At 39.9% G+C, this 19,209-nt stretch carries 25 protein-coding genes and 1 pseudogene; 22 read left to right on the forward strand and 4 right to left on the reverse strand.

What is annotated here, in order from left to right; genetic code table 11:
- Window positions 1-516: 516 nt before the first annotated feature.
- From BBD41_RS23020 to BBD41_RS23060, 10 genes are all read left to right on the forward strand, one after another.
- Window positions 517-1,080: a GNAT family N-acetyltransferase gene (locus BBD41_RS23020; protein WP_099478832.1), complete on the forward strand. Its 564-nt coding sequence runs from the start codon at window positions 517-519 to the stop codon at window positions 1,078-1,080.
- Window positions 1,081-1,314: 234 nt separating this feature from the next.
- On the forward strand, window positions 1,315-1,875 hold the full coding sequence (locus tag BBD41_RS23025; RefSeq protein ID WP_099478833.1) for a GNAT family N-acetyltransferase: 561 nt from the start codon (window positions 1,315-1,317) through the stop codon (window positions 1,873-1,875).
- A 299-nt stretch (window positions 1,876-2,174) separates the two neighbouring features.
- A complete protein-coding gene (gene comI / locus BBD41_RS30345) occupies window positions 2,175-2,270 on the forward strand; it encodes a competence inhibitor ComI (protein ID WP_219993697.1) in 96 nt (31 codons plus the stop codon).
- A gap of 469 nt (window positions 2,271-2,739) precedes the next feature.
- Window positions 2,740-3,285, forward strand: a complete 546-nt coding sequence (locus tag BBD41_RS23030; RefSeq protein WP_099478834.1) for a GrpB family protein — start codon at window positions 2,740-2,742, stop codon at window positions 3,283-3,285.
- A 181-nt stretch (window positions 3,286-3,466) separates the two neighbouring features.
- Window positions 3,467-4,033, forward strand: coding sequence for a histidine phosphatase family protein (locus BBD41_RS23035; protein ID WP_099478835.1), 567 nt, complete (start codon window positions 3,467-3,469; stop codon window positions 4,031-4,033).
- A gap of 176 nt (window positions 4,034-4,209) precedes the next feature.
- Window positions 4,210-4,740: a hypothetical protein gene (locus tag BBD41_RS23040; protein ID WP_099478836.1), complete on the forward strand. Its 531-nt coding sequence runs from the start codon at window positions 4,210-4,212 to the stop codon at window positions 4,738-4,740.
- Window positions 4,741-4,971: 231 nt separating this feature from the next.
- On the forward strand, window positions 4,972-5,637 hold the full coding sequence (locus tag BBD41_RS23045; protein ID WP_099478837.1) for a lysozyme inhibitor LprI family protein: 666 nt from the start codon (window positions 4,972-4,974) through the stop codon (window positions 5,635-5,637).
- A 226-nt stretch (window positions 5,638-5,863) separates the two neighbouring features.
- The gene (locus tag BBD41_RS23050; protein ID WP_099478838.1) at window positions 5,864-6,280 is read left to right on the forward strand and encodes a hypothetical protein; all 417 of its coding nucleotides are present in this window, start codon (window positions 5,864-5,866) and stop codon (window positions 6,278-6,280) included.
- 218 nt (window positions 6,281-6,498) lie between these two features.
- Complete coding sequence (locus BBD41_RS23055) at window positions 6,499-6,954, forward strand: O-methyltransferase (protein ID WP_099478839.1); 456 nt, start codon at window positions 6,499-6,501, stop codon at window positions 6,952-6,954.
- Window positions 6,955-7,294: 340 nt separating this feature from the next.
- The gene (locus BBD41_RS23060; RefSeq protein ID WP_099478840.1) at window positions 7,295-7,624 is read left to right on the forward strand and encodes a hypothetical protein; all 330 of its coding nucleotides are present in this window, start codon (window positions 7,295-7,297) and stop codon (window positions 7,622-7,624) included.
- Window positions 7,625-7,899: 275 nt separating this feature from the next.
- Here the strand turns inward: BBD41_RS23060 and BBD41_RS23065 are convergent, their stop codons facing one another.
- The gene (locus tag BBD41_RS23065; RefSeq protein ID WP_099478841.1) at window positions 7,900-8,316 is read right to left on the reverse strand and encodes a hypothetical protein; all 417 of its coding nucleotides are present in this window, start codon (window positions 8,314-8,316) and stop codon (window positions 7,900-7,902) included.
- The gene (locus tag BBD41_RS23070) at window positions 8,300-8,773 is read right to left on the reverse strand and encodes a MerR family transcriptional regulator (protein WP_099478842.1); all 474 of its coding nucleotides are present in this window, start codon (window positions 8,771-8,773) and stop codon (window positions 8,300-8,302) included. The genes BBD41_RS23065 and BBD41_RS23070 overlap by 17 nt, the downstream gene beginning before the upstream one ends.
- A 249-nt stretch (window positions 8,774-9,022) precedes the next feature.
- On the opposite strand from BBD41_RS23070, the gene BBD41_RS23075 reads away from it, so the two are divergent.
- From BBD41_RS23075 to BBD41_RS23085, 3 genes are all read left to right on the forward strand, one after another.
- Window positions 9,023-9,310, forward strand: a complete 288-nt coding sequence (locus tag BBD41_RS23075) for a hypothetical protein (RefSeq protein ID WP_099478843.1) — start codon at window positions 9,023-9,025, stop codon at window positions 9,308-9,310.
- 164 nt (window positions 9,311-9,474) lie between these two features.
- A complete protein-coding gene (locus tag BBD41_RS23080) occupies window positions 9,475-10,011 on the forward strand; it encodes an HAD-IIIA family hydrolase (protein ID WP_099478844.1) in 537 nt (178 codons plus the stop codon).
- Window positions 10,012-10,099: 88 nt separating this feature from the next.
- Window positions 10,100-10,666, forward strand: coding sequence for a hypothetical protein (locus BBD41_RS23085; RefSeq protein WP_099478845.1), 567 nt, complete (start codon window positions 10,100-10,102; stop codon window positions 10,664-10,666).
- A gap of 892 nt (window positions 10,667-11,558) precedes the next feature.
- Here the strand turns inward: BBD41_RS23085 and BBD41_RS23090 are convergent.
- Entirely contained in the window at window positions 11,559-12,152 is a 594-nt protein-coding gene (locus BBD41_RS23090) for an NAD(P)H oxidoreductase (RefSeq protein WP_099478846.1), read from the reverse strand.
- Window positions 12,149-13,153: a Rossmann-fold NAD(P)-binding domain-containing protein gene (locus BBD41_RS23095; protein WP_099478847.1), complete on the reverse strand. Its 1,005-nt coding sequence runs from the start codon at window positions 13,151-13,153 to the stop codon at window positions 12,149-12,151. The genes BBD41_RS23090 and BBD41_RS23095 overlap by 4 nt, the downstream gene beginning before the upstream one ends.
- Before the next feature lie 178 nt (window positions 13,154-13,331).
- Between BBD41_RS23095 and BBD41_RS23100 the strand changes: the two genes are divergently transcribed.
- The 9 genes and pseudogenes from BBD41_RS23100 (at window position 13,332) to BBD41_RS23140 (ending at window position 19,208) form a co-directional block, all read left to right on the forward strand.
- Window positions 13,332-13,694 carry a winged helix-turn-helix transcriptional regulator gene (locus tag BBD41_RS23100; RefSeq protein ID WP_077567414.1) on the forward strand — a complete coding sequence of 121 codons (363 nt, stop codon included), beginning with the start codon at window positions 13,332-13,334 and terminating at the stop codon, window positions 13,692-13,694.
- Window positions 13,695-13,938: 244 nt separating this feature from the next.
- Complete coding sequence (locus BBD41_RS23105) at window positions 13,939-14,994, forward strand: ankyrin repeat domain-containing protein (RefSeq protein ID WP_099478848.1); 1,056 nt, start codon at window positions 13,939-13,941, stop codon at window positions 14,992-14,994.
- 22 nt (window positions 14,995-15,016) lie between these two features.
- Window positions 15,017-15,472, forward strand: a complete 456-nt coding sequence (locus tag BBD41_RS23110) for a hypothetical protein (protein ID WP_099478849.1) — start codon at window positions 15,017-15,019, stop codon at window positions 15,470-15,472.
- Window positions 15,473-16,028: 556 nt separating this feature from the next.
- A complete protein-coding gene (locus BBD41_RS23115) occupies window positions 16,029-16,463 on the forward strand; it encodes an NUDIX domain-containing protein (RefSeq protein WP_099478850.1) in 435 nt (144 codons plus the stop codon).
- A gap of 99 nt (window positions 16,464-16,562) precedes the next feature.
- A pseudogene (locus tag BBD41_RS23120) lies at window positions 16,563-16,652 on the forward strand (AAA family ATPase); the annotation flags it as partial.
- A gap of 140 nt (window positions 16,653-16,792) precedes the next feature.
- Window positions 16,793-17,170, forward strand: coding sequence for a hypothetical protein (locus BBD41_RS23125; protein ID WP_099478851.1), 378 nt, complete (start codon window positions 16,793-16,795; stop codon window positions 17,168-17,170).
- Between the two features lie 165 nt (window positions 17,171-17,335).
- Complete coding sequence (locus tag BBD41_RS23130) at window positions 17,336-17,953, forward strand: hypothetical protein (protein ID WP_237086878.1); 618 nt, start codon at window positions 17,336-17,338, stop codon at window positions 17,951-17,953.
- Window positions 17,954-18,151: 198 nt separating this feature from the next.
- On the forward strand, window positions 18,152-18,652 hold the full coding sequence (locus tag BBD41_RS23135) for an inositol monophosphatase family protein (protein ID WP_269467208.1): 501 nt from the start codon (window positions 18,152-18,154) through the stop codon (window positions 18,650-18,652).
- 46 nt (window positions 18,653-18,698) lie between these two features.
- On the forward strand, window positions 18,699-19,208 hold the full coding sequence (locus tag BBD41_RS23140; protein WP_157929330.1) for a hypothetical protein: 510 nt from the start codon (window positions 18,699-18,701) through the stop codon (window positions 19,206-19,208).
- Window position 19,209: the final 1 nt, after the last annotated feature.

A 19,209-nucleotide genomic window follows, 5' to 3' on the forward strand; every position in this document is an offset into this window, starting at 1 on the left:
ATAAGGATGCCGACTTTAGAAGAGGCGACTTTCTATTGATAGTAATTAAAATCCTAATTTAATAAAGTATAAACAAAGTAGTCGAGAGTTAGTCGGAGGTATGAATTCACTTCGGAGTCGCGACTTTTTCTTTGCGAATATATAAAGTAGATCGCTTTGGATTATAATTCTAATATAAGGAGAGGGAACAAATAACCTATCTTTGGAAAAACTATTATTGTGAGATTAGAAGAATAAAACAAGAATATGACGAGGTTCAAGATCAGAGATTTGGAAGTAGATCAAGGAGAGATAAATTTGTATAACACAGTGTTCTCGCATCAGTGGACAAGCCCCCTCGGTCCGGCATAGGGGGTTCAGGGAAGCATTGGCCGGACACATCTGCACCGACTAAGCTCATCGCGCCCGGCACCTTTGGTGCCTTAAGTCGGTGGGACGTCGTGAACATAACAACGTTATAGGAAATCAACGCAATATCGGATAAAAAATATTTATAAATTTAGAGGGGACTATAGAATGAATCCAATACTAATAGATTTTCCAAACCAATTTACAACTGAAAGGTTATTGATTAGAGCACCTCTACCTGGTGATGGCAAGGTAGTGTATGAGAGTATATTATCCTCGATCAATGAGCTCAAGGAGTGGTTTTCGCTTTTTGCACAGACAGAACATTCTGAACAGTCAATCGAAGAAATTCTACGAGAAGAACATGTAAAGTTTATTAAGAGAGAATATCTTAGACTTTTGATATTTGATAAAGAAACTGAACAATTCATTGGTTTATCTGGATTGTATAAGCCAGATTGGGAGATACGTAAATTTGAAATCGGATACTGGATTGATACACGTATGAGCGGAAAAGGGTATATGACTGAAGCAGTTCAAGGAATTACCAATTTTGCCTTTACAGAGTTGAAGGCTAGAAGAGTAGAAATTCGTTGTGATACTTTAAATTTTAAGAGTAAGGCGATTCCGGAACGATTAGGCTTTCAATTAGAAGGAACCTTAAGATGTAATGATTTATCAGCAGATAAGAGTCAGATAAGAGATACTCATATTTACGCTCTAGTTAAATAATAAGTGCTAGTGGCTCGAGAAGGCGTTGACATCCTATAACAACATATTCACGATTCGGGGCATTCGCCCCTCGGTCCGGCCAGAGTGAGAAGAGGATTCGGGGAGGCAATTGACAGTAGGAGGGAAGCGAATTCAACTGGACACATTCGACTTTCGCCGGAAGTCGTGAATACAACAACGTTATATGAAATCTGCGCAAAACCACAGAACAATATTCACATATGGGGAGACCACATGGATAAAGAAAACCCAACATTGCCGATATTGACTGATCGCTTAATGATAAGGAAACTTACTAGAAGAGATCAAGAACACATCTACGACCTATGTTTGCAGGCGTTTACTAATGATTGGCCTGCGGGATGGAAGATGAACTATCAACAAGCATCTGATTTTCTGGATTGGCAAATAAGTAAATATGATACCTTTAATGTCATCTCTGATTCAGTTTATTTTGCGGTAGTGTCAAGAGATAATTCTACTTTTATCGGGCATTGTCATGTCGGGAATATAGAAGAGCTTGGAGAAACTGAAGTTGGTTATGGGATTGCAAAAAAATATAGAGGCTTAGGATATGCAACGGAAGTTGCACAAGCATTAACACAATGGGCCTTAAATACATTTAATCTTAAATATGTGGCGGCTACTATTGTGGACAATAATTTTCAATCGTTAAAGGTGATTGAGAAGGCTGGATTCGTTAAATACGGTAGGAAGAAAATCCCTTCATTGGATGAACAGAATGAGTTCAATTATTTTAGATATTATAATCCGAGTCAAAAAAGAGAGATTTAAATGTAAATCAAAGGTAGCACAGCACGCATCGAGGATGTAGCCCCTCGGTCCGCGAGAAGCATTTTCTGAAGAAGCGGATTCAGTGGACAATCTGCACCGGCTAAGTCTAATGACCCGCCCCTACGAAGCTTAAGCCGGTTGAGGGTTCGTGAATACAAGAAAGTTATCAGAAATTAACGATATCTAAACCATAAAAATATCGAACAATTGTTCTTCACCCTATTGGGAGATGATGGTACAATAGGAAGGACAATTGAATCTTGGGTGGGCATGGTTTCCCTTCGAAAGGAGGTGAAGCCATGGAAGTTAAGGATGCACTGACGATCATGTTTCTATTTGGATCGTTTATCCTTGCCCTTTTAACATACATCAATTCCAACAACAAGAAAAAGTAAAAAACCCACCCAAAGGTTAGCGCCCAGGTGGGTTTTTGTTCCTATTCGACTGAGAAGGGGAGTCCCATCCAAGCCAATTGTCAAGCCGAGTGTTTGCCGCACTCGGCTTCTTTAAAAGTATGATAACATAATTGGAAAAAGAAGTGAACCTGGAAAATACATAAACGAATCAAGTGGATGAAAGGCTTGGTAAAAGCTTGGTAAAAAATTAAATAATTAACCCTTACTTGAGGACAGCCGCAAAGGAGCGTTAACGCTGTCTAATACCGCATTTACGCTGCGGCACCACTTTCGTCCCTGGGTCCGCCCGGGGTTTTTCAAGCAACCTGAATCAGGCGGACACCCCTGCACTACCTAACCGCGTCGCGGCCATTCCCTTGGGGTCACTTAAGCCAGTGAGGGTTCGTGAAAGCATGAACGTTATATGGACCTACGCGGAACTAGAACACAAATCTTATCGGAGGTTATTATGTCAGATCCGATTATTGTAGTACCGTATGATTCTTCTTGGAAACAAGAATTTAAAAGTATTGGTTTTGAGATTCAACAAGCACTTGGCGAGCTAGCTATTCGAATAGATCATATCGGCTCAACTTCTATTGAAGGATTAGATGCAAAACCTATAATTGATATTCAGATTTCGGTCCGATCACTCGAACCGATGGAGATATACAAAACTAAGCTCGAGAACATAGGATTTGTCTATAGGTATGATAATCCTGACCTAACAAAACGATATTTCCGTGAGAAGCTTGGAAGAAAACGAATTCATATCCATATAAAAGAATTTGGAAGTTGGTCTGAACAATGTTCACTATTATTTAGGGATTACCTTCGGACTAATGTAGATGAGCGCAGAAAATATGCGGAAGTAAAATATGATTTGATGAAACAATATCGTAATGATCGGGATCGATATGTAGAAGGCAAGGAACCGATAATTTGGGAAATCATGAGCAGGGCCAGCAAATGGAGTCAAGTTACTGGATGGAAACCAGGGAAGACCGATATGTAAGTATATTAAAGAAGACGTAGACATCATATACATTGCCGGCCTTTACGACCCTTGGTCGGCAGGCGGGGTCTTAGGAAGCGGGTGCCGCGGATAATCACCTTCGGAGATTCGTGAATGCAGGAACGTTATGGAAAATCCGAATAATATCTTTAATGAAAGCAAGCAACTAAAGGAGGGCTGTATGAAAACAACTATTTATATGGTTAGGCATGGAGAATCACCATACACAGAAGGAGATGAAAGAACAAGAGGGCTTACCCCAAAAGGAAAGGTCGATATTGAAAAAGTAACGAAGATACTTATAACTGAAAAAATAGACATGATTATATCAAGTCCTTATACTCGGGCAATTCTTAGTGTTGAGGGATTAGCCAAGCACTTAAACATAGATATTAAAGTATTTGAAGATCTTAGAGAGCGTCATTTTGCAGCAGATTTTATTGAATATGCAGAGTTAATGTCTAGTATCAGAGAGAGTTTTAATGACCCTGAATATACCTTGCCGGGTGGAGAGTCTAATGCTGATTGTCAGACAAGAGCAATCTCAGTTGTAAATGCCATTTTAAAAGAGCATAGAGAAAAGAAAATCGTAATCGGGACTCATGGTCTGGTAATGACTTTGATGATGAATCATTTCGATCCAAATTTTGGATTGAAATTTTTGAATCAATTAAAGAAACCAGAAATTTATAAAATGCAATTTGAGGACTTGGAATTAAAAGAAGTAACAAGAATGTGGAATGATTAGTATGAAATGATTGTTTTTTTTGATTTCTGGAAAGATCGTTTTTAAACCATGAGGAAGCGACTCCAGGGAGACACATCGAGTCCCTAAGATAAGAGCTATCTAAGGAGACTCCCATAAGGAAACACCAAAACGTTAAACGATATTTTTACAAATCCTATTTTACTTAGGGAGAGATTATGAGAAATAGAATAATTGGAGCAGCAGCTCTTATTGCTTTGGTAGGGATTATTTATTTATATGAAGATAATCAAAGATCTTTTTCGACTCCATTAGAAGCTATTTATCATCAAACAGAAAACCAGGAAGGGGTCACTGTAAAAGAAATATTCGCTAGTTCGCAAGTAAATAATCATGCGGATTATTTTTATATAACGAATTCGGATAATATTGTGGCTGTTCAATTATCTAAAGGATTGTTTGGTTGGAGATTTGATTCCTTAAGTACTGGCAGTGGATTAAATATATATCATAAAATTTCAGAACCGATTAATGGATATACTAGAAGTGGTGATTTCGTATTTGGATTAGCGACTGAACAAGTTGATAGGATCGAGGTTAATAACATTCAAGCAAGATTAATTCCTTTAGATTTTTATTTCGAGGGTAAAGAAATTAACGGCAAGAAGTTATGGTATGTTCATACTAAGAATGATAGCGGTGAAAGTATTGAAATACATGCTTTTGACAAATCGAATAAAGAATTATAAATATATTTTTGTGTATGATGATTCTAAAAAGACAGCAACTTCGTCTAACAATGTATCTACACTGAGGGCTTTGCCCTTGTTTCGCGAGAAGTGGAATCAGAGCGACGGCCTTAGCGAACAACCCCACGAGGTAAACTCCGTAGGACCCAGCGCATTCGCGCCTTAAGCCTATCGGGTTGTAGATACAAGAACGTAAGATGACAGTACGAAGAGAGTACTGCCAAAAGTAAGATACTCTTATTATTTTTTATTACGATAGTGTTTTCATCTTGTCAGAATATTAGTCAATCAACTACCGTGAACAGCGAAACTAAATCAATAAAGAATTCTGAACTGCCTTCCGATGTGGTGAGTACAGGTAATGAAACAGAATCAAAAGAAATATCTGAAGGTCGATCAGATCCTGCTAACAATGAATTGTTATCCATGAGCATTGGGAACTATGAATTGACTGGGGAATTTTATGATGAAATGCTTCGAAATCCTATAGATCATGATTATGAAGTGGAATTTAATGAATTTCAAAATTCCAAAGAGATTACAACATTGGGATGGGGGGCGTTAGAAAGCAAATATGCAGAGACTTGGGAAAAAGAGTTGAATCAAATATATAAGAAGCTTCTTTCTAAGTTGGATAAAGAACCAAGAAAAGCACTAATAGAATCGCAAAAAGAATGGTTACAGTATCACTTAAGGGAAACAAAATTTGTAGAGAAGACATTTATTAATAATGGTAATCTTGGATCACAAGGATCGGTAAGCCTAGGCAAGGTTATACGGGAGAGAATTAGGGAAAGAACAATGCAATTATTTGAATATCGATATTTGCTAGATGGTGAAGTTGAGTTTTTATACCAAAGTGGAAAATGGAGTTGGAATCTTGATAAAGGTTTTTAGGTTATCGGTAATCAGCGCAACGATAATATGAATAACCCAACTGTGGTTTTATTATTGGAGGATAACAGTCATGTCTCAAGTCATACTAAAAAAGATTACTTCTGAGAACTGGAGAGGCGGACAACCCTGCACCGGCTAAGATAGGAGCTATCTAAGCGGTGAGGGTTCGGGAATGCAGAGGCGTTATAAGATATCAGCACAAAACAAATTTATGGGGGATTGACAAGTGAAGATAGTTAGTCAGGTTCAAGAAGAAGAAGTAATTGCAGAATTCTTATTTGCAGAGATTAATTCAGATCGATTTAAGGAAGGAATATTAAATGCACTTGGAGACCATGATTTGGATTTAATTATTAAACCCAATTTGAATAACCAAGCCGAAAACCAGATTAGACGAAATATTCTGGGGCAGACAAGGGGATTCAGTCGCAATACGGATTTGTTTGAGAATTTTCCGACAGAAGTTAAATGGTATAAAGCTTTCTTTGATAGGCAAGATTTAAACGAAGTAATGTACATCAACTATAGTTATTGGAATCAATTATCCAGTAATACTAGACTTCCTTTGCAGGCATCGAAGAATATCATGAATCAAATTGAAGTCTTTGGAATTAGTAACCAAGGATTTCTAACATCAACTTAGCGCTCAAGAACGGTAAAGTATTTCCAAAATTAATATTTGTGTCTATAAATGAGAACTCAAGAGTAGTCGTATTAGAAGGCCATGCCCGGTTAACGGCATATTATTTAGATAACGATAATATACCTGATGAACTTGAAGTAATTATCGGGTTCTCTGATAAGTTTAGCGTATGGGACTTATATTAACGTTATAAGAAATAATTTAAAAGGAGAGTCAAGATGATGACAACAATATATCGATCCAATACGTTAATACCTACACTTGTTACCCTAAGCAAAGATTTTGCTGAGAAAGCTGGATTTTCTAAATCTTGCACTGATGATTTTGGAAGACTTTTATATACTCTAGCGGGACAGGAAAAGAAGAATATACTTGAGATTGGAACAGGATTCGGAGTAAGTACAGCTTGGATAATTTCTGCAGTGTCAAAGAATGCCAAATTAGTTACTATAGACATCGACCAGAGTCAAGTGAAAATTGCTAGAGAGATATTGGGTAGGGAGAATGTCGAGTTTTTATGCGGTGACTGGAAGGATGCATTGAAAAGGGGACCCTTCGATCTGATATTTGCAGATGTCAAAGATGCCAAACAGGATAATGCAGAATTATTATTTGAAAGCATGTCAATAGGAGGCTTGTTAATACTTGATGACCTGACTCCAGAAGAATATTAGCCGGATGATTGGAAGGGGAAGCCAGATAAGATAAGGAATTATTGGTTGAATCATCCTAAACTTGCTGCATCGGAATTATTTTTGAACCCTAGAGAAGCTGTGGTTATTGCGTCAAAACTAAGTGTCTAAGGATTTTGACAGTGTATTCATTGATGGCAGTAACTTCTTATAACAACGGATTCGCGCAACGCTCCACCGAGCTGACCCTTGGTTCGCTCGAGGCGGACAACCCGCGAGGCTAAGTTCGTTGGCTCTTTGACGTCGTGGATGCTTGAACGTTGATAAGAAATCATAGCATTTTGGGCAGTTTAGTTTAAATATTGGAGGAGAGGTAGATGAAATGTACACATACAAATCGTTTGAAACTATAGGAGCCTTTACTTTGCTAAGACCTATTTTTATCTCTATTTTGGTTGTATCCTTACTTTTATTTTTCATAATTATATTTCCTAAATTAAAAAATAAAATGGTTAACGGTTTCACTGTCCTTAGTTTGTCAGCTATGTCGATTTTTGTTTCTGGTCAACTTTTATATAACAGTGGAATCATCGTTGACGAGATTGGATTAAGTGGAGACCCTGTATCGTTTTATATTTTTTTAGCAATTACAGGTATTGGGATAATCAATCTTATTCTCTATTTTTCTACTCAAGGAAAACCAAAAAAATAACCTAATTAACGGGGGAAATGTTTTAGTCTTTCGAAGAAAGGCACTGACATCCTATAACAAAATACTCACGCATCTGGGCACTCGCCTCTCGGTCCTAACCGAAGATCGATGTATTTACCGGACACATTCGCAATCCTAACCGCATCGCGTAGATGAAATCACCGGAAAGAGCATTGTAAGACCGATAAGTACAACTTAAGTTTCAGTAAGTCAAACAAGAAACAGCATTACTTAAATTATCTTGTTTGCATGGGTCTAGATCCAAATATTAACCTTTACCCTTTACTCTTTTTCTTTATTCTTGTGCCCAGTATGATGAAAGCGGCATAGATTAAGATGGCAATAGAATCGATTAACGTATTCGCAAGTGTCGAAGCATCATAAAATGCCGTTACACCGAGAATGACCATCAAACGAATGAGTAGAAGTGACGCCAAAATTAACGCAGCAAACCTGATCTTCGATTTTTCGCTTTGGAATGACAGGATAATGAATACTATGCCGAAAGCCAGATTTTCAGCGGTGATAATGTGCCAGATATACGTAAATGTTATGCGTGCATTCAAGGCTAAGTCATTAACCAAGAGCGGCGGCAGTACAACGGATTGCCCGTTCCATGCGTGCGTAACAGCAAAAAGTATGGCAAGAACGCCAGCAATCAAACAATAATAATTCTTAATTTTGATGTCCATCACAATCCTCCTTAGTTATTTCAGGTTCCTTCTTGTGAAGATCCCGGTAAATCTCCCGAACGAACAGTGCCAGCTGTTGGTCATTTTCATGGTTAAAGTCCCTTAGTGTTTTAACTGCTTCGTCGAGTAACTGACTGACCTTTTCAAGATGTGCGATTTTCTTAAGTGTTTCTGCCTTTTTGGTTTCAAGGAATTCAGCGACCTCCTCGCAATAAGCAGGATCTATACTCTGCATTCGGTGGAACTGAAACTTCTCCTTGATTTCTTCTAGAGAAAAGTCCGCATACTGCATGATTTGAATATTCATCAAATTGACGATATCGTCCCTCGAATACTTGCGATAAGAATTATGTCCCCGAGACGGTGATACGACTCCAATACGGTCATAATACCGCAGCGTATCCTTCGGAATTCCAAGCATTCGTGAAACCTCTTGTATAGAATATTGTTTTTCCATATCTTCAGATTAGCATTGGAGTAAACTCCAATGTCAATCGTTTTTTTATTGTCTTTCGCATACGGTATTCATGCAATCCATGGGAACTATTCTGCCCGTTACCTTTAATGAAAAAAATAATAAAGCTGTTTAACAAAGCCTAAGAAGTGCAACAAGAAGGAGGATGGGATACAATTCCAAATAGGGGCAGGAAATAGCGTGTTTTGAAATCTCGGAGATTAAATCAATATCCAGAGAAGAGGTGGCTGAATGAGATTTTCATTTGAGGTTGGACATGCAGAAAAGCATATTGTGGAGTTCGAATTTAATCAATTCTTAGGAAACTTGAGTATTAAAGTGGACGGAAACGATAGAATCAATGATTTTAGAACGTTCTCATTTAAATTGACTAAAACTTATGAATTCGAAGTTGGAAATGAAGAAAAACACCAAGTTAAGATTGAAAAAATCAGAAAGCTGGTACTGGCTGGATTTAGAAAGACAAAATATAAAGTTTATATTGATGGAATACTAGACAGAGAATTTGAGGGGAGATAGAGGATATTCACGCAGCAGTCTTACCCCCCTTGATCGTCCGATGAATTATGGAAGATAACTTTAACGACACACGAGTTGGCCTAAGCAAAGAGCTCGTGCCATGAAATACAGTAAGGTTGGGCGGAATCCCCTAAGTATTCTTAAAATCATTCGAGGAGGTATGCATGTTGATAGAATGGCAAGCTGTATTTATCGATCGGGATGGAACCATTGGTGGTACAGGACATTTCATACATCCAAGAGATTTTACATTATTTGAAGGGGCTCAAGAAGCGATCAATAAGCTCAAAGATGCAGGTCTTAAGGTATTTGCATTTACCAATCAACATAGGATATCACGTGGACAAGCGACAGTCGATGAATTCCGAAAACAGTTTTATTCATTTGGATTCGATGACTCCTTTATATGTCCTCATGGTCCTGATGATGGTTGTAATTGCAGGAAGCCAAGCTCTGGAATGCTCCTCGCAGCTGCAAAGAGATATAAATTGGACTTAACAAGATGTATAGTGATAGGCGACGTCGGTGATACCGATATGCTGGCAGCACATGCTGTCGGAGCAAGCAAGATACTGGTAAGAACCGGGTGGGGCGAAGGATCCTTAAACGCGTATAGACACAAATGGAAAGAAACTGAGCCCAATTATATTGCACGGGATCTTAAAGAAGCAGTGATATGGATTCTCGGAAGCAACTCATAGAAGGGGGAGCATCTTCTAACAACAAACTCACGCATTGGGTCAGCCGCGCAGTGAAATTACCGGCAAAAAACTCGAAAGAAGTGTGTCTATGAAGATTAAATGGCTAGACATAACGAAATTTTTGTTGCTGCTTCTACCTACAATAGTAATGCTAGTATTACTTATAGATCTGTTTCCCTATACTGGACTAGGAAGAATTGCTTCTGTTCCATCTACAATAATAATTAACTCACTAATTATCTGGCTCTACTTGGCAATAAAAAAGAAAAATTTTTGGATTAAATATGTTGGGGGGTTGCTTACGCTAATAATTACTCTAACAATAACAGTAATTGGACACCCACAAGAATTCAAACCTTCTGTTCTCGTACAGAGTCAAGATGCAATTCGTGCTATTAAAGAAATGGATAATGTCACCAGAAATGACCTGTACGTTAGTGGGAGTCATAATAGCGCAAGATATGTAGTAGCATTATTCAAATATAGAGATGAAATACTTAAAGATGGCACATATCAGCTTTATGAGAAAGAAAATGTTTATTTTCGTAATTACACAATAAAAGACTTAAGCGAAATTAGCTCTAAATTAATTGGATACCATAAGGTCATGTGGTGGTACTTAAATAATGAGAGATTATTTAATGGAGTCTGGTAGCGACGCATAACAACGATACAAAGCTACTATTGGCTGCCGCACCCCTTGGTCACCGGAGGGATTAGTTGGTCCAAGCGGACAACAATGCACCGATTAAATCGAAATCGCGGCAGTTCCCCTTCGGTCACTTAAGTCAGTCATGGATCGTGACGTTATACGAAAAGGTGTAATTGTAGGAGAGAGTACTAATTATGAGGAGATTCTACGTATTACTTATTATGCTTAGTTTGTTTTTATCGGCTTGTCAATCATCAGAACAATTAAAGCCGATCATAGTATGAATTATTTAGAGTTAAAGAGGTGAAAAGTTAATCATTGAAGACTATCACATGTCGATAAGGCAAAAGAATGTCATGGAGCACAAGCAACAAATCGCCGAGGGATCGTACGCAGATGGAATCACATAATACCACATTCACAGGATCAGGTCTTTGCCCTTGGTCCGGCAGGAAGTTAAACGGAAGAATTGGTATTAAAGAATTGAAATACATATGGAAAGCGACAAGACCTTAATGTAAGGAGCTCGAAGAAGGCATCCGTATCCTGTAACAAGATATTCACGCTGCGCGGCTTCTGCCCCTTGGTTGTCAGGAGTATAAGCGTGGACGATAACTCAGACAACACACGACCCGGCCCAAGATAGGAGCTATGTAAGGCCAGGTCGCGTCGTGAATACGAGAATGTTATAGGGTATTGTTGGATGTTTTTCCACTAATTTTATATATATTAAAAAAAAGAGAGACCGCCGTTGAACTGACCGAAAGTTATGAATCCATCGAGACGATCCGAAATGAGTAATTCGTAAAGCGTATGTTCATCCTTCAAGCCAATCCAACGATGTTTGACATCGAAGAATTCTTTCCGTTCTCCATTATCAAATTCTAGGGTGATGTTATTTCACGGTTACTCCAGAATCCTCATAATGCAATCCCAACTGATAAGCTCGTTCGAGCAAACTCTCCATATGCTCCGATCTACCCTCTAACGTATCATAGAAGAATTCCACGCGGGAATTCTTGATTCCGGAGTAGCCGGCCATTCCAGTATTGAGGGAAAGGGACAGCATCTGATCATAACCTCGCTTGGCAAAATGCTCTTCCGATGCTCCGGCCAGCGCGAGCCATAACACCTGTTGATGATGAAGTTTTGAGCCGCCGCCGTAAGCGAAGCCATGGTTCCAGACACGATCAATATACCCTTTCAACATGGCAGGAATTCCATACCACCACACTGGGAAGATATAAGCAAGCGCGTCGTGCTTCTTCATTCGTAAGATTTCAGCCTCTACCTCAGAAGAATAGTTCTTGGTAGGATCTGACCAATCGGGTTCGTCTGCCTCCCACAGGACCGGATCGAAGCCGATGCGATGGAGGTCCAGAATTTCCGCTTCGTGCCCGGCGTCCTTAAGCCCTTGTACAAACTTATCGGTAACTGCAAATGTTAAGGAATTTTCACGTGGATGTGTTACAACCGTTAATACCTTCATGAGGGCTCACCTTCTCTTTCTTCTCTTAGAATTTGAATGCCGAATTGTTCAATACGTGCCATAGCAGTTTCAAGAGGAACCAGCGTTTCCGGCAGATAGAAGCCTCCGGGAGCAGGAGGCGAGCCGTCCCACCCCAGAATGCGCTCAATGGACAGGAGAATACCAAGGGCCGTAAAATGTGACTGACCCTTCGGATCGGACAACGTGATTCTCCGTTTCACGAAACGGCCGTCAAGAAGAACACCTTCAAGATCAATGTAGAGGTCTTGGGAGGCCGTGCCACCAGACCGTGTCCCAATAGAGTCATGAATGGCGAAGTCGAATCGAATATTAGGTGCTCCCGTAACAGCTGCGAGGCTTGGAACATCCAATACACTCATGGGGTGGCCTTCTACCAGGGAACCGTTTGAAAGACGTACGCTTCTCGGATACTTCGTAGCCTCAACCCATTTCCATATTCCGTTCTCCCGGATGAGGGCACGGTTGATAAACCCCTCAGTTTCCTCCAGCGTCATAGGCCCCATCGGATCGCGTTCATCATAGTGCCCCGCCAAACCGATCGAGTGGATGCTTCGGAAAGACTTTGCCTCGTGATAAACGACCAAGGTTAGAATCCCCGCTTGAGAATGGCCCAGAGGGACAATCGGTGCCAGAGGGGGATGGCTTTGCATGGCGAATAACGTTGGTGTCAATTCGTCGGCAAGTTTGGTGATCCCGATATGCGCAATTCCTTTTGCAAGGGCCTCTTGAATGAGGAAGTCGGCCGGATCCTGGATGGTTGAAACGATAAGACTGGCTTGATTCAGCTCCGGAGGAGACTGTCCTTGGCGGATATCTAAAAAAGCGGCACGGGCGTTTCCTAGCTCTTGTGCGAATAAGCTCCCTTTATCGGGATTCCTTCCGGCAAGTATAATCTCGGCATCTTGATTGATCGTTCGGATATGCCTGGCAACGGCACGCCCGACTACGCCATAACCTCCGGCAATGTAAATACGCTGCATGTTATTGTACCTCCAATTTTTATTCTGAAGCTCTGGTATAAGGGGATTATGTAACATATAATGGCGGAAAGGAAGTACGCACTTAATTGTTCTATAAGTACCTAAAAGTAGCATTAGTACTCCAAAGTGCCTGGTCTCAGTAATATGCCACTTACGTTCAAAAAGGAGAGAAGTTCTTATGAGTGGGGAGCGACATTATAATATTCCGTCTGAGGCGACCATGGATGTAATCGGCGGAAAGTGGAAGATCATTGTGCTGTGCCATTTAAGTTATGGCCCCAAGCGAACGAGTGAAATTAAGAAGAAGATGCCGGATATTACGCAGAAAATGTTAACCCAGACGCTGCGGGAGCTGGAGGAGGATGGAATTATTACGCGAACGGTCTTTAATCAAGTACCGCCAAAGGTCGTGTACGAGCTGAGTGAAATGGGCGTTTCGCTACAACCGATCCTTGATCAAATCTGTGAATGGGGAGAGATGTACCTGAACGAAAAATCTAAGGTAATACGAGGACAGGCAAAAGAACAGCTACTGACCTGATAAGGGCCTGTAGCTTTTTTCAAATAATTTATGGATTGAAAGCGAATGAATGGTGAAATGAACAGGGATGATCAAAGAAAGACATATGACATCATCTAAGATTGTTTTCATACTGATGGACTTACGTCTCCCTAGAGCAATCCCAGGTATAATTATGGAAGATGGAGTCTTATATTTAACACAACAAACTACATAAATTAAACAGATGGTAAAAATGTTTATATGGTGAAGGAGAGAAAGCACATTGGGCAAGAAGAAAAAAACCTTACCAAAAAATTTTGACGAGCTAATCGATGCAGGCGATATAGCGGCATTAAAAGAGGTATTTACCAAATGCGAATTGGATGCTCGGGGCGGTTACAGTAAATCATCGGCCTTGAGCTTTTTCAATATTCCGGATGAATTGGTTCGATGGCTCGTGGAACAGGGGGCTGATCTAAATGCTAGAGACGATTACGGAAGAACGGCTTTACATAAACATGCCATGAGCTGGAATGGTAATACTGAATTGCTTATTGACTTGGGTGCAGATCTAGAAGCCGCTGATTACCAAGACGAGACACCTTTATTTGCAGCCGCAGGGTCATTTAAACCCAAATCGGTTCACACGTTGGTTATTAAAGGAGCCAATATTAACGCCAAAAATAAGATGAGACAGACTCCATTAGAAAAGGCTTTGGCAACGTGCAGGAACGCGGATATTGTCAGTATGGCGGAAGTTGCCGAGCTTTTGCTTAACGCTGGAACAACTGTAACGCCAGAAATGAAAGATTCGATTAAGCGAATCGGAAACGACTTTGAATTTCACAGAGAAGGGTTTAATAAAGAATATTTGAGTCAGACCGATGAGGCACTTCTACGATTATATGAGTTATTTGATGTTCCCCCAGTAGAGAAGCGAAAGACGCACGACGGCGTCTCTACGATAACCTTATCAAGCAAGGGATGGCAGGCGCAACATCATGAACTTTGGAATTTACTTATACCTTCAAAGGGCCACGCGGCAACCGTACAGGGTGAAGTTATCCGGATTACGGGTAAGGTGTCTTACGAAATTTTAGATAATGGCGGTATGAACTGGGATAATCATTTTCGTAAAATGCTCAATAGTCTGATTCATTACTTTAGCTTGGGTACACCATTAAATCCCGCTTCACTTCAGGAGGCAGTAACATTAGCAAGAGAGCTTCAAAGCGGAAATGGAAATGATGAACCTGCAAGATTGTGCGAGCTGGCAGTTTATTGGGTACTCAACAATCCAACTCCTATAACATTAGAGCAGCCTGACTATAAACGATAACATTATCGAAGGAGCAGCGAAGATGCTTTCAGAAAAAGTGGTCAATTATTGTAAAAGCAAAAACTGGTGGTTTGAAGACACTACAGAGGAATATGAACACGCATTAGTAAAGTTAGGGATCGATTTGGATTCAGATTTTGCAGCGTTTTATTTGCATGCAGAGGATGGGCCGACTTTCTTAAGTAGACGACGTGAAATCTATCAGATTTGTTGGTTTATGATCAATTCTTCGGATTATAGGTTAGGCATGGAGAGAACTCATGTTGTTTTAAACCTGCCTGAAGAGTATATTCCGTTGGATAATTTCGAAGGGGAGTTTGGCTTTTTTTATAATAAGAACACTGACGCAGTGTTAGGCTTAGGATTAGGCAAGCAGATGGCGGATTTTTTTGCTGGTACATTGGATCCGCAATGGACAAGCTTCAACTCCTTTCTAGAGTGGTATTTTGAACTGACAGATTCGTATGTGACTATATAGGAAAAAAGGTCGTCAGCTTCCGCTGTACTGGAGCTAACTTGATAGTGGAATGCTCTAGAGGAGGCATGACGGCCTCTTATTATTATATAACGAGAAAATGACACTTGATATATTCTCGGAGTGCCTGCCTAGGCTATGCCCCGTCATAAACCGTTCCATCGTCAGGTTGAGCACGCTGAATTCTTCAAGGTTATCGTTGACCCTAATGGAGTTATCAAATAAACTTTGTAAACCGATTGCTTGAGATTGCGGATGAAATCTATCATCCTCCTATGCCTACTATTGATACCACGCATGTGGATAAAACCAAGGTTGCCTCTCAATCACGAGTGGGTTCTCCAACACCCTTAAATTAACTTGACGACATCTTATAACAATGTGTTCTCGCATATAATTATGCATATGCCTTGGTGTCCAATGGATATCATGGGAGCGGTAAAGACATTACATGGACCAGTCTAAGATAGAGTCTATCCAAGGACGGCTTGCGACGTCAATACAGACGCTATTTAGAAATTTTTCAAATAATTCAGTGAATATACCGAAGGAGATTTCAATGAAGATAAGGAATTCAACTAAAGCTGTAATCATACATAATAATAAATTACTTGTAACCAAGCTAGAAGAAAAAAAGGATGTATTTTATTTATTACCTGGAGGAGGGCAAAAACCTGGCGAGATGCTTAAAGAATGTCTGGTCAGAGAATATATAGAGGAAACAGGATATGAAATAGAGGTCCATGAATTGCTATTTGTGAGGGAATGCTTTCTAGATGAAGACATTCATAGGGTTGAATTTATATTTAGTGGGATTCTGAAAGAAGCTGGTGTAGCAGATGAGGCAGTAATGGACAAGAATCAGATAGGCATTGAATGGATCAAAATTGACAACATCATGAAAGAACCGTTGTTTCCTGTAGGAATCAGAAGTCTTATTAATTCTTATAGCAAAGGAAAGCATATAGAAACCTATTTAGGGGAGATTTTATGAAATAATCTCGAAGAAGGTAAGGATATCTGATAATAATGTACTTCACGCTGCGGAGCCTGAAACATGCGTGAACACATTTATTTTTTGAGGAGGAACACTATGTTCTTTTTACAAATGTCGGGGTTTCCGGGATCAGGAAAATCAACATTAGCAAAACAAATTTCTAAGCTAACGAATGCAGTACGGGTGTGAGGCAATACATACTTCGCAAGAGCGGTTGTAAATGTGAATACTGCACGATACTCAGTCGTCGACGCTCGGATTTGCCAGGCGCTGAGAATACGGAACGTTCAATGAGAATAGACATTATAGCGATCGGAGGGATTGTTATGATAGCAGCAGTTATAGGAAGTGTGGCTTTTTTCATCGCATCCATATTATATATTTGTCTTGCATTTGGATTGCCCTATGGAGAGTTTGCCATGGGAGGTAAATATAGAATTATGCCGACCCGCATGAGATATATGTGTGCCTTTTCTGTATTGATCCAATGGTTTGCAATATTGATATTGTTACAAACAGCAGGACTTATCCCATTCATGTTCTCAAGTGGAATTACAAAAGGGTTATGTTTCTTCTTTGCCGTATATTTATCCATCAATTCCGTAATGAACGCTTTATCTAAAAGTAAAAAAGAGAAGTACATCATTACACCGTTATCCGTGATTACGGCCATATGCTTTTGGGTTACTGCTTTTCTTGGATAGAACCATATTCACACCTAATGGGCTATCGCCCTTTGGTTGTCAGATGTATAATCATGGAAGAAGCTCAGACAACAAACGACCCAGCCTAAGATAAGAGTAAGAGTATCTAAGGTTGGGTCTTTTCGTGAAAACAAGGACGGTAGCTGTAATCCCCTCGTAAGGAGAGTGAACGTTTTGAGATTGGGCCAAACCTTTTTGCAGAACAGAAAAAGGACCTTAAAAGACTTAAATTATTCTACCGACAAGACAAAACTAAATGTAAGTACAGAGGGCTACTTTACCTTTTATCATTATACTTATGAAGGGAATATCCCAAGCATCATGACGGATGGCCTGTGGGCACGACGTGAAGTAGCTTGTCCTTATCCACCGGAAGAGTTAATCGGATGTCATCTTGTTGAAGGTTTTATTGATCCTTTACCGGCATGGTTAATTGAAAGCCAATATTACAATGATTTGGGGTACGAACTTACAAAAAAATATATTGGGGACGTGTTGCTTGAGATTTCCCTTCCAATGGCAGACTTCCAAATATATATTGCTGACTATGCTCATATCCTTGAATGTAAAATGATAGAGGAAGAAAAAGGGATAGGGATTGGTTTTGAATATGATTGCAGTAATGGTAGAGAATGCACGCAAGCCTATGTGAATTCCTTTATCGAAATGCATGAATACATCGATCAACACCATGCCCCAATAGTTCAAGTTGTAAGGCTGGGGGAAGGCATTGCTATACCGAGCGAGTTCATTGAAGTAAGTAAAATTCAACCTCGGAAGTAACCGAGGGGCTGCAGGGGCTGCACCCTGAGTTTGGAGGCGGCAATGGAGAGAAGGAAGTGAGATCGCATTGGTTAGTAATGAAATACTTTCGCAAGCGGCTGGTGCTTTCGGATTTGATATGCATTCATTAGAGTTTGTAAGTAACTCAACTAACGAGGTGAAGCGGGCCTGATAGCCAAAGACAGGTTTGATAATTTTATTGAGCTTAAGTTTGGGGATGTAGTGACGGAAGTCGATCATATGGCTGAGGAGATTATTATTAAACAGATTCAAGCTGCATTTCCAACTCATCAGATACATAGCGAAGAGGCTGGGGTTATTGGTTTGCAGAACGACTGGTTATGGCTGGTTGATCCTTTAGACGGAACTAATAATTTTGCAATTGGCCTGCCTGTCTTTACGACTTCGATTACGTTGATGTACAAGCGAATACCGGTGCTTGGTGTGGTATATGAACCGATGACAGATCGATTGTTCGTATCGGTTATTGGTGAAGGCACTTATTGTAACGATAAACCAATACAGGTGAAGTCTAAGCCCAATCTATTCAAAGGAAACATTGGTTGGATTCAAGGGCACAAAGTGCAAAATGATCCGAGAGCGGTTAAGCTAAGGCAATTCATCGATGTCCGATTTAAAAGGATGATGAGATTATGGGCACCAACCCCACATGTATGTTGGGGAGTTTCGAAAGAATGATTTTATGATCTTTTCCAACGGGCATGGATTAAGAATGCTCGCCTCTATGCTTGCTTTAATTAGTAGAAATGTTGATAAAATATTATATTTACCGATCAGAGATAACCCGTTAACCGAGTATTTACAGCGATGGTTCTGGGATTCATCTAATAATGATTTAGTGCTGTACCATCATTCATTACAGTTCAATGAGTGGAAGGAAATTAGGCAAAATCTAAAGGGCTACAAAGATAAAGTAACCTATAACATAAATGAAGAGGAGTATACGGAAGTCCCACAAAAAGAATACGACCGATTTAGATATAGAGAGAACAAAGATGGTTTGCATATCAAAAGAAAGTACGAAACATTATTCTTTGAAGGAAGTGCTAAAGTATTTAGCATCATGTCCGGTCGGTTAATACCTCTTTCAGAAGAATGTCACGATTATTATTTGAAATATGGTAGTCATGACCATGCTCATATGGATTTATGCCGAAAGGATATGCAGTTATGTGTAGATTATTATGATGCAGCCTTATGGGATTCAAAGAATCAGAGGAGGGCACGACAATGAA

Source organism: Paenibacillus ihbetae, assembly GCF_002741055.1.
Lineage (GTDB): Bacteria > Bacillota > Bacilli > Paenibacillales > Paenibacillaceae > Paenibacillus_AQ > Paenibacillus_AQ ihbetae.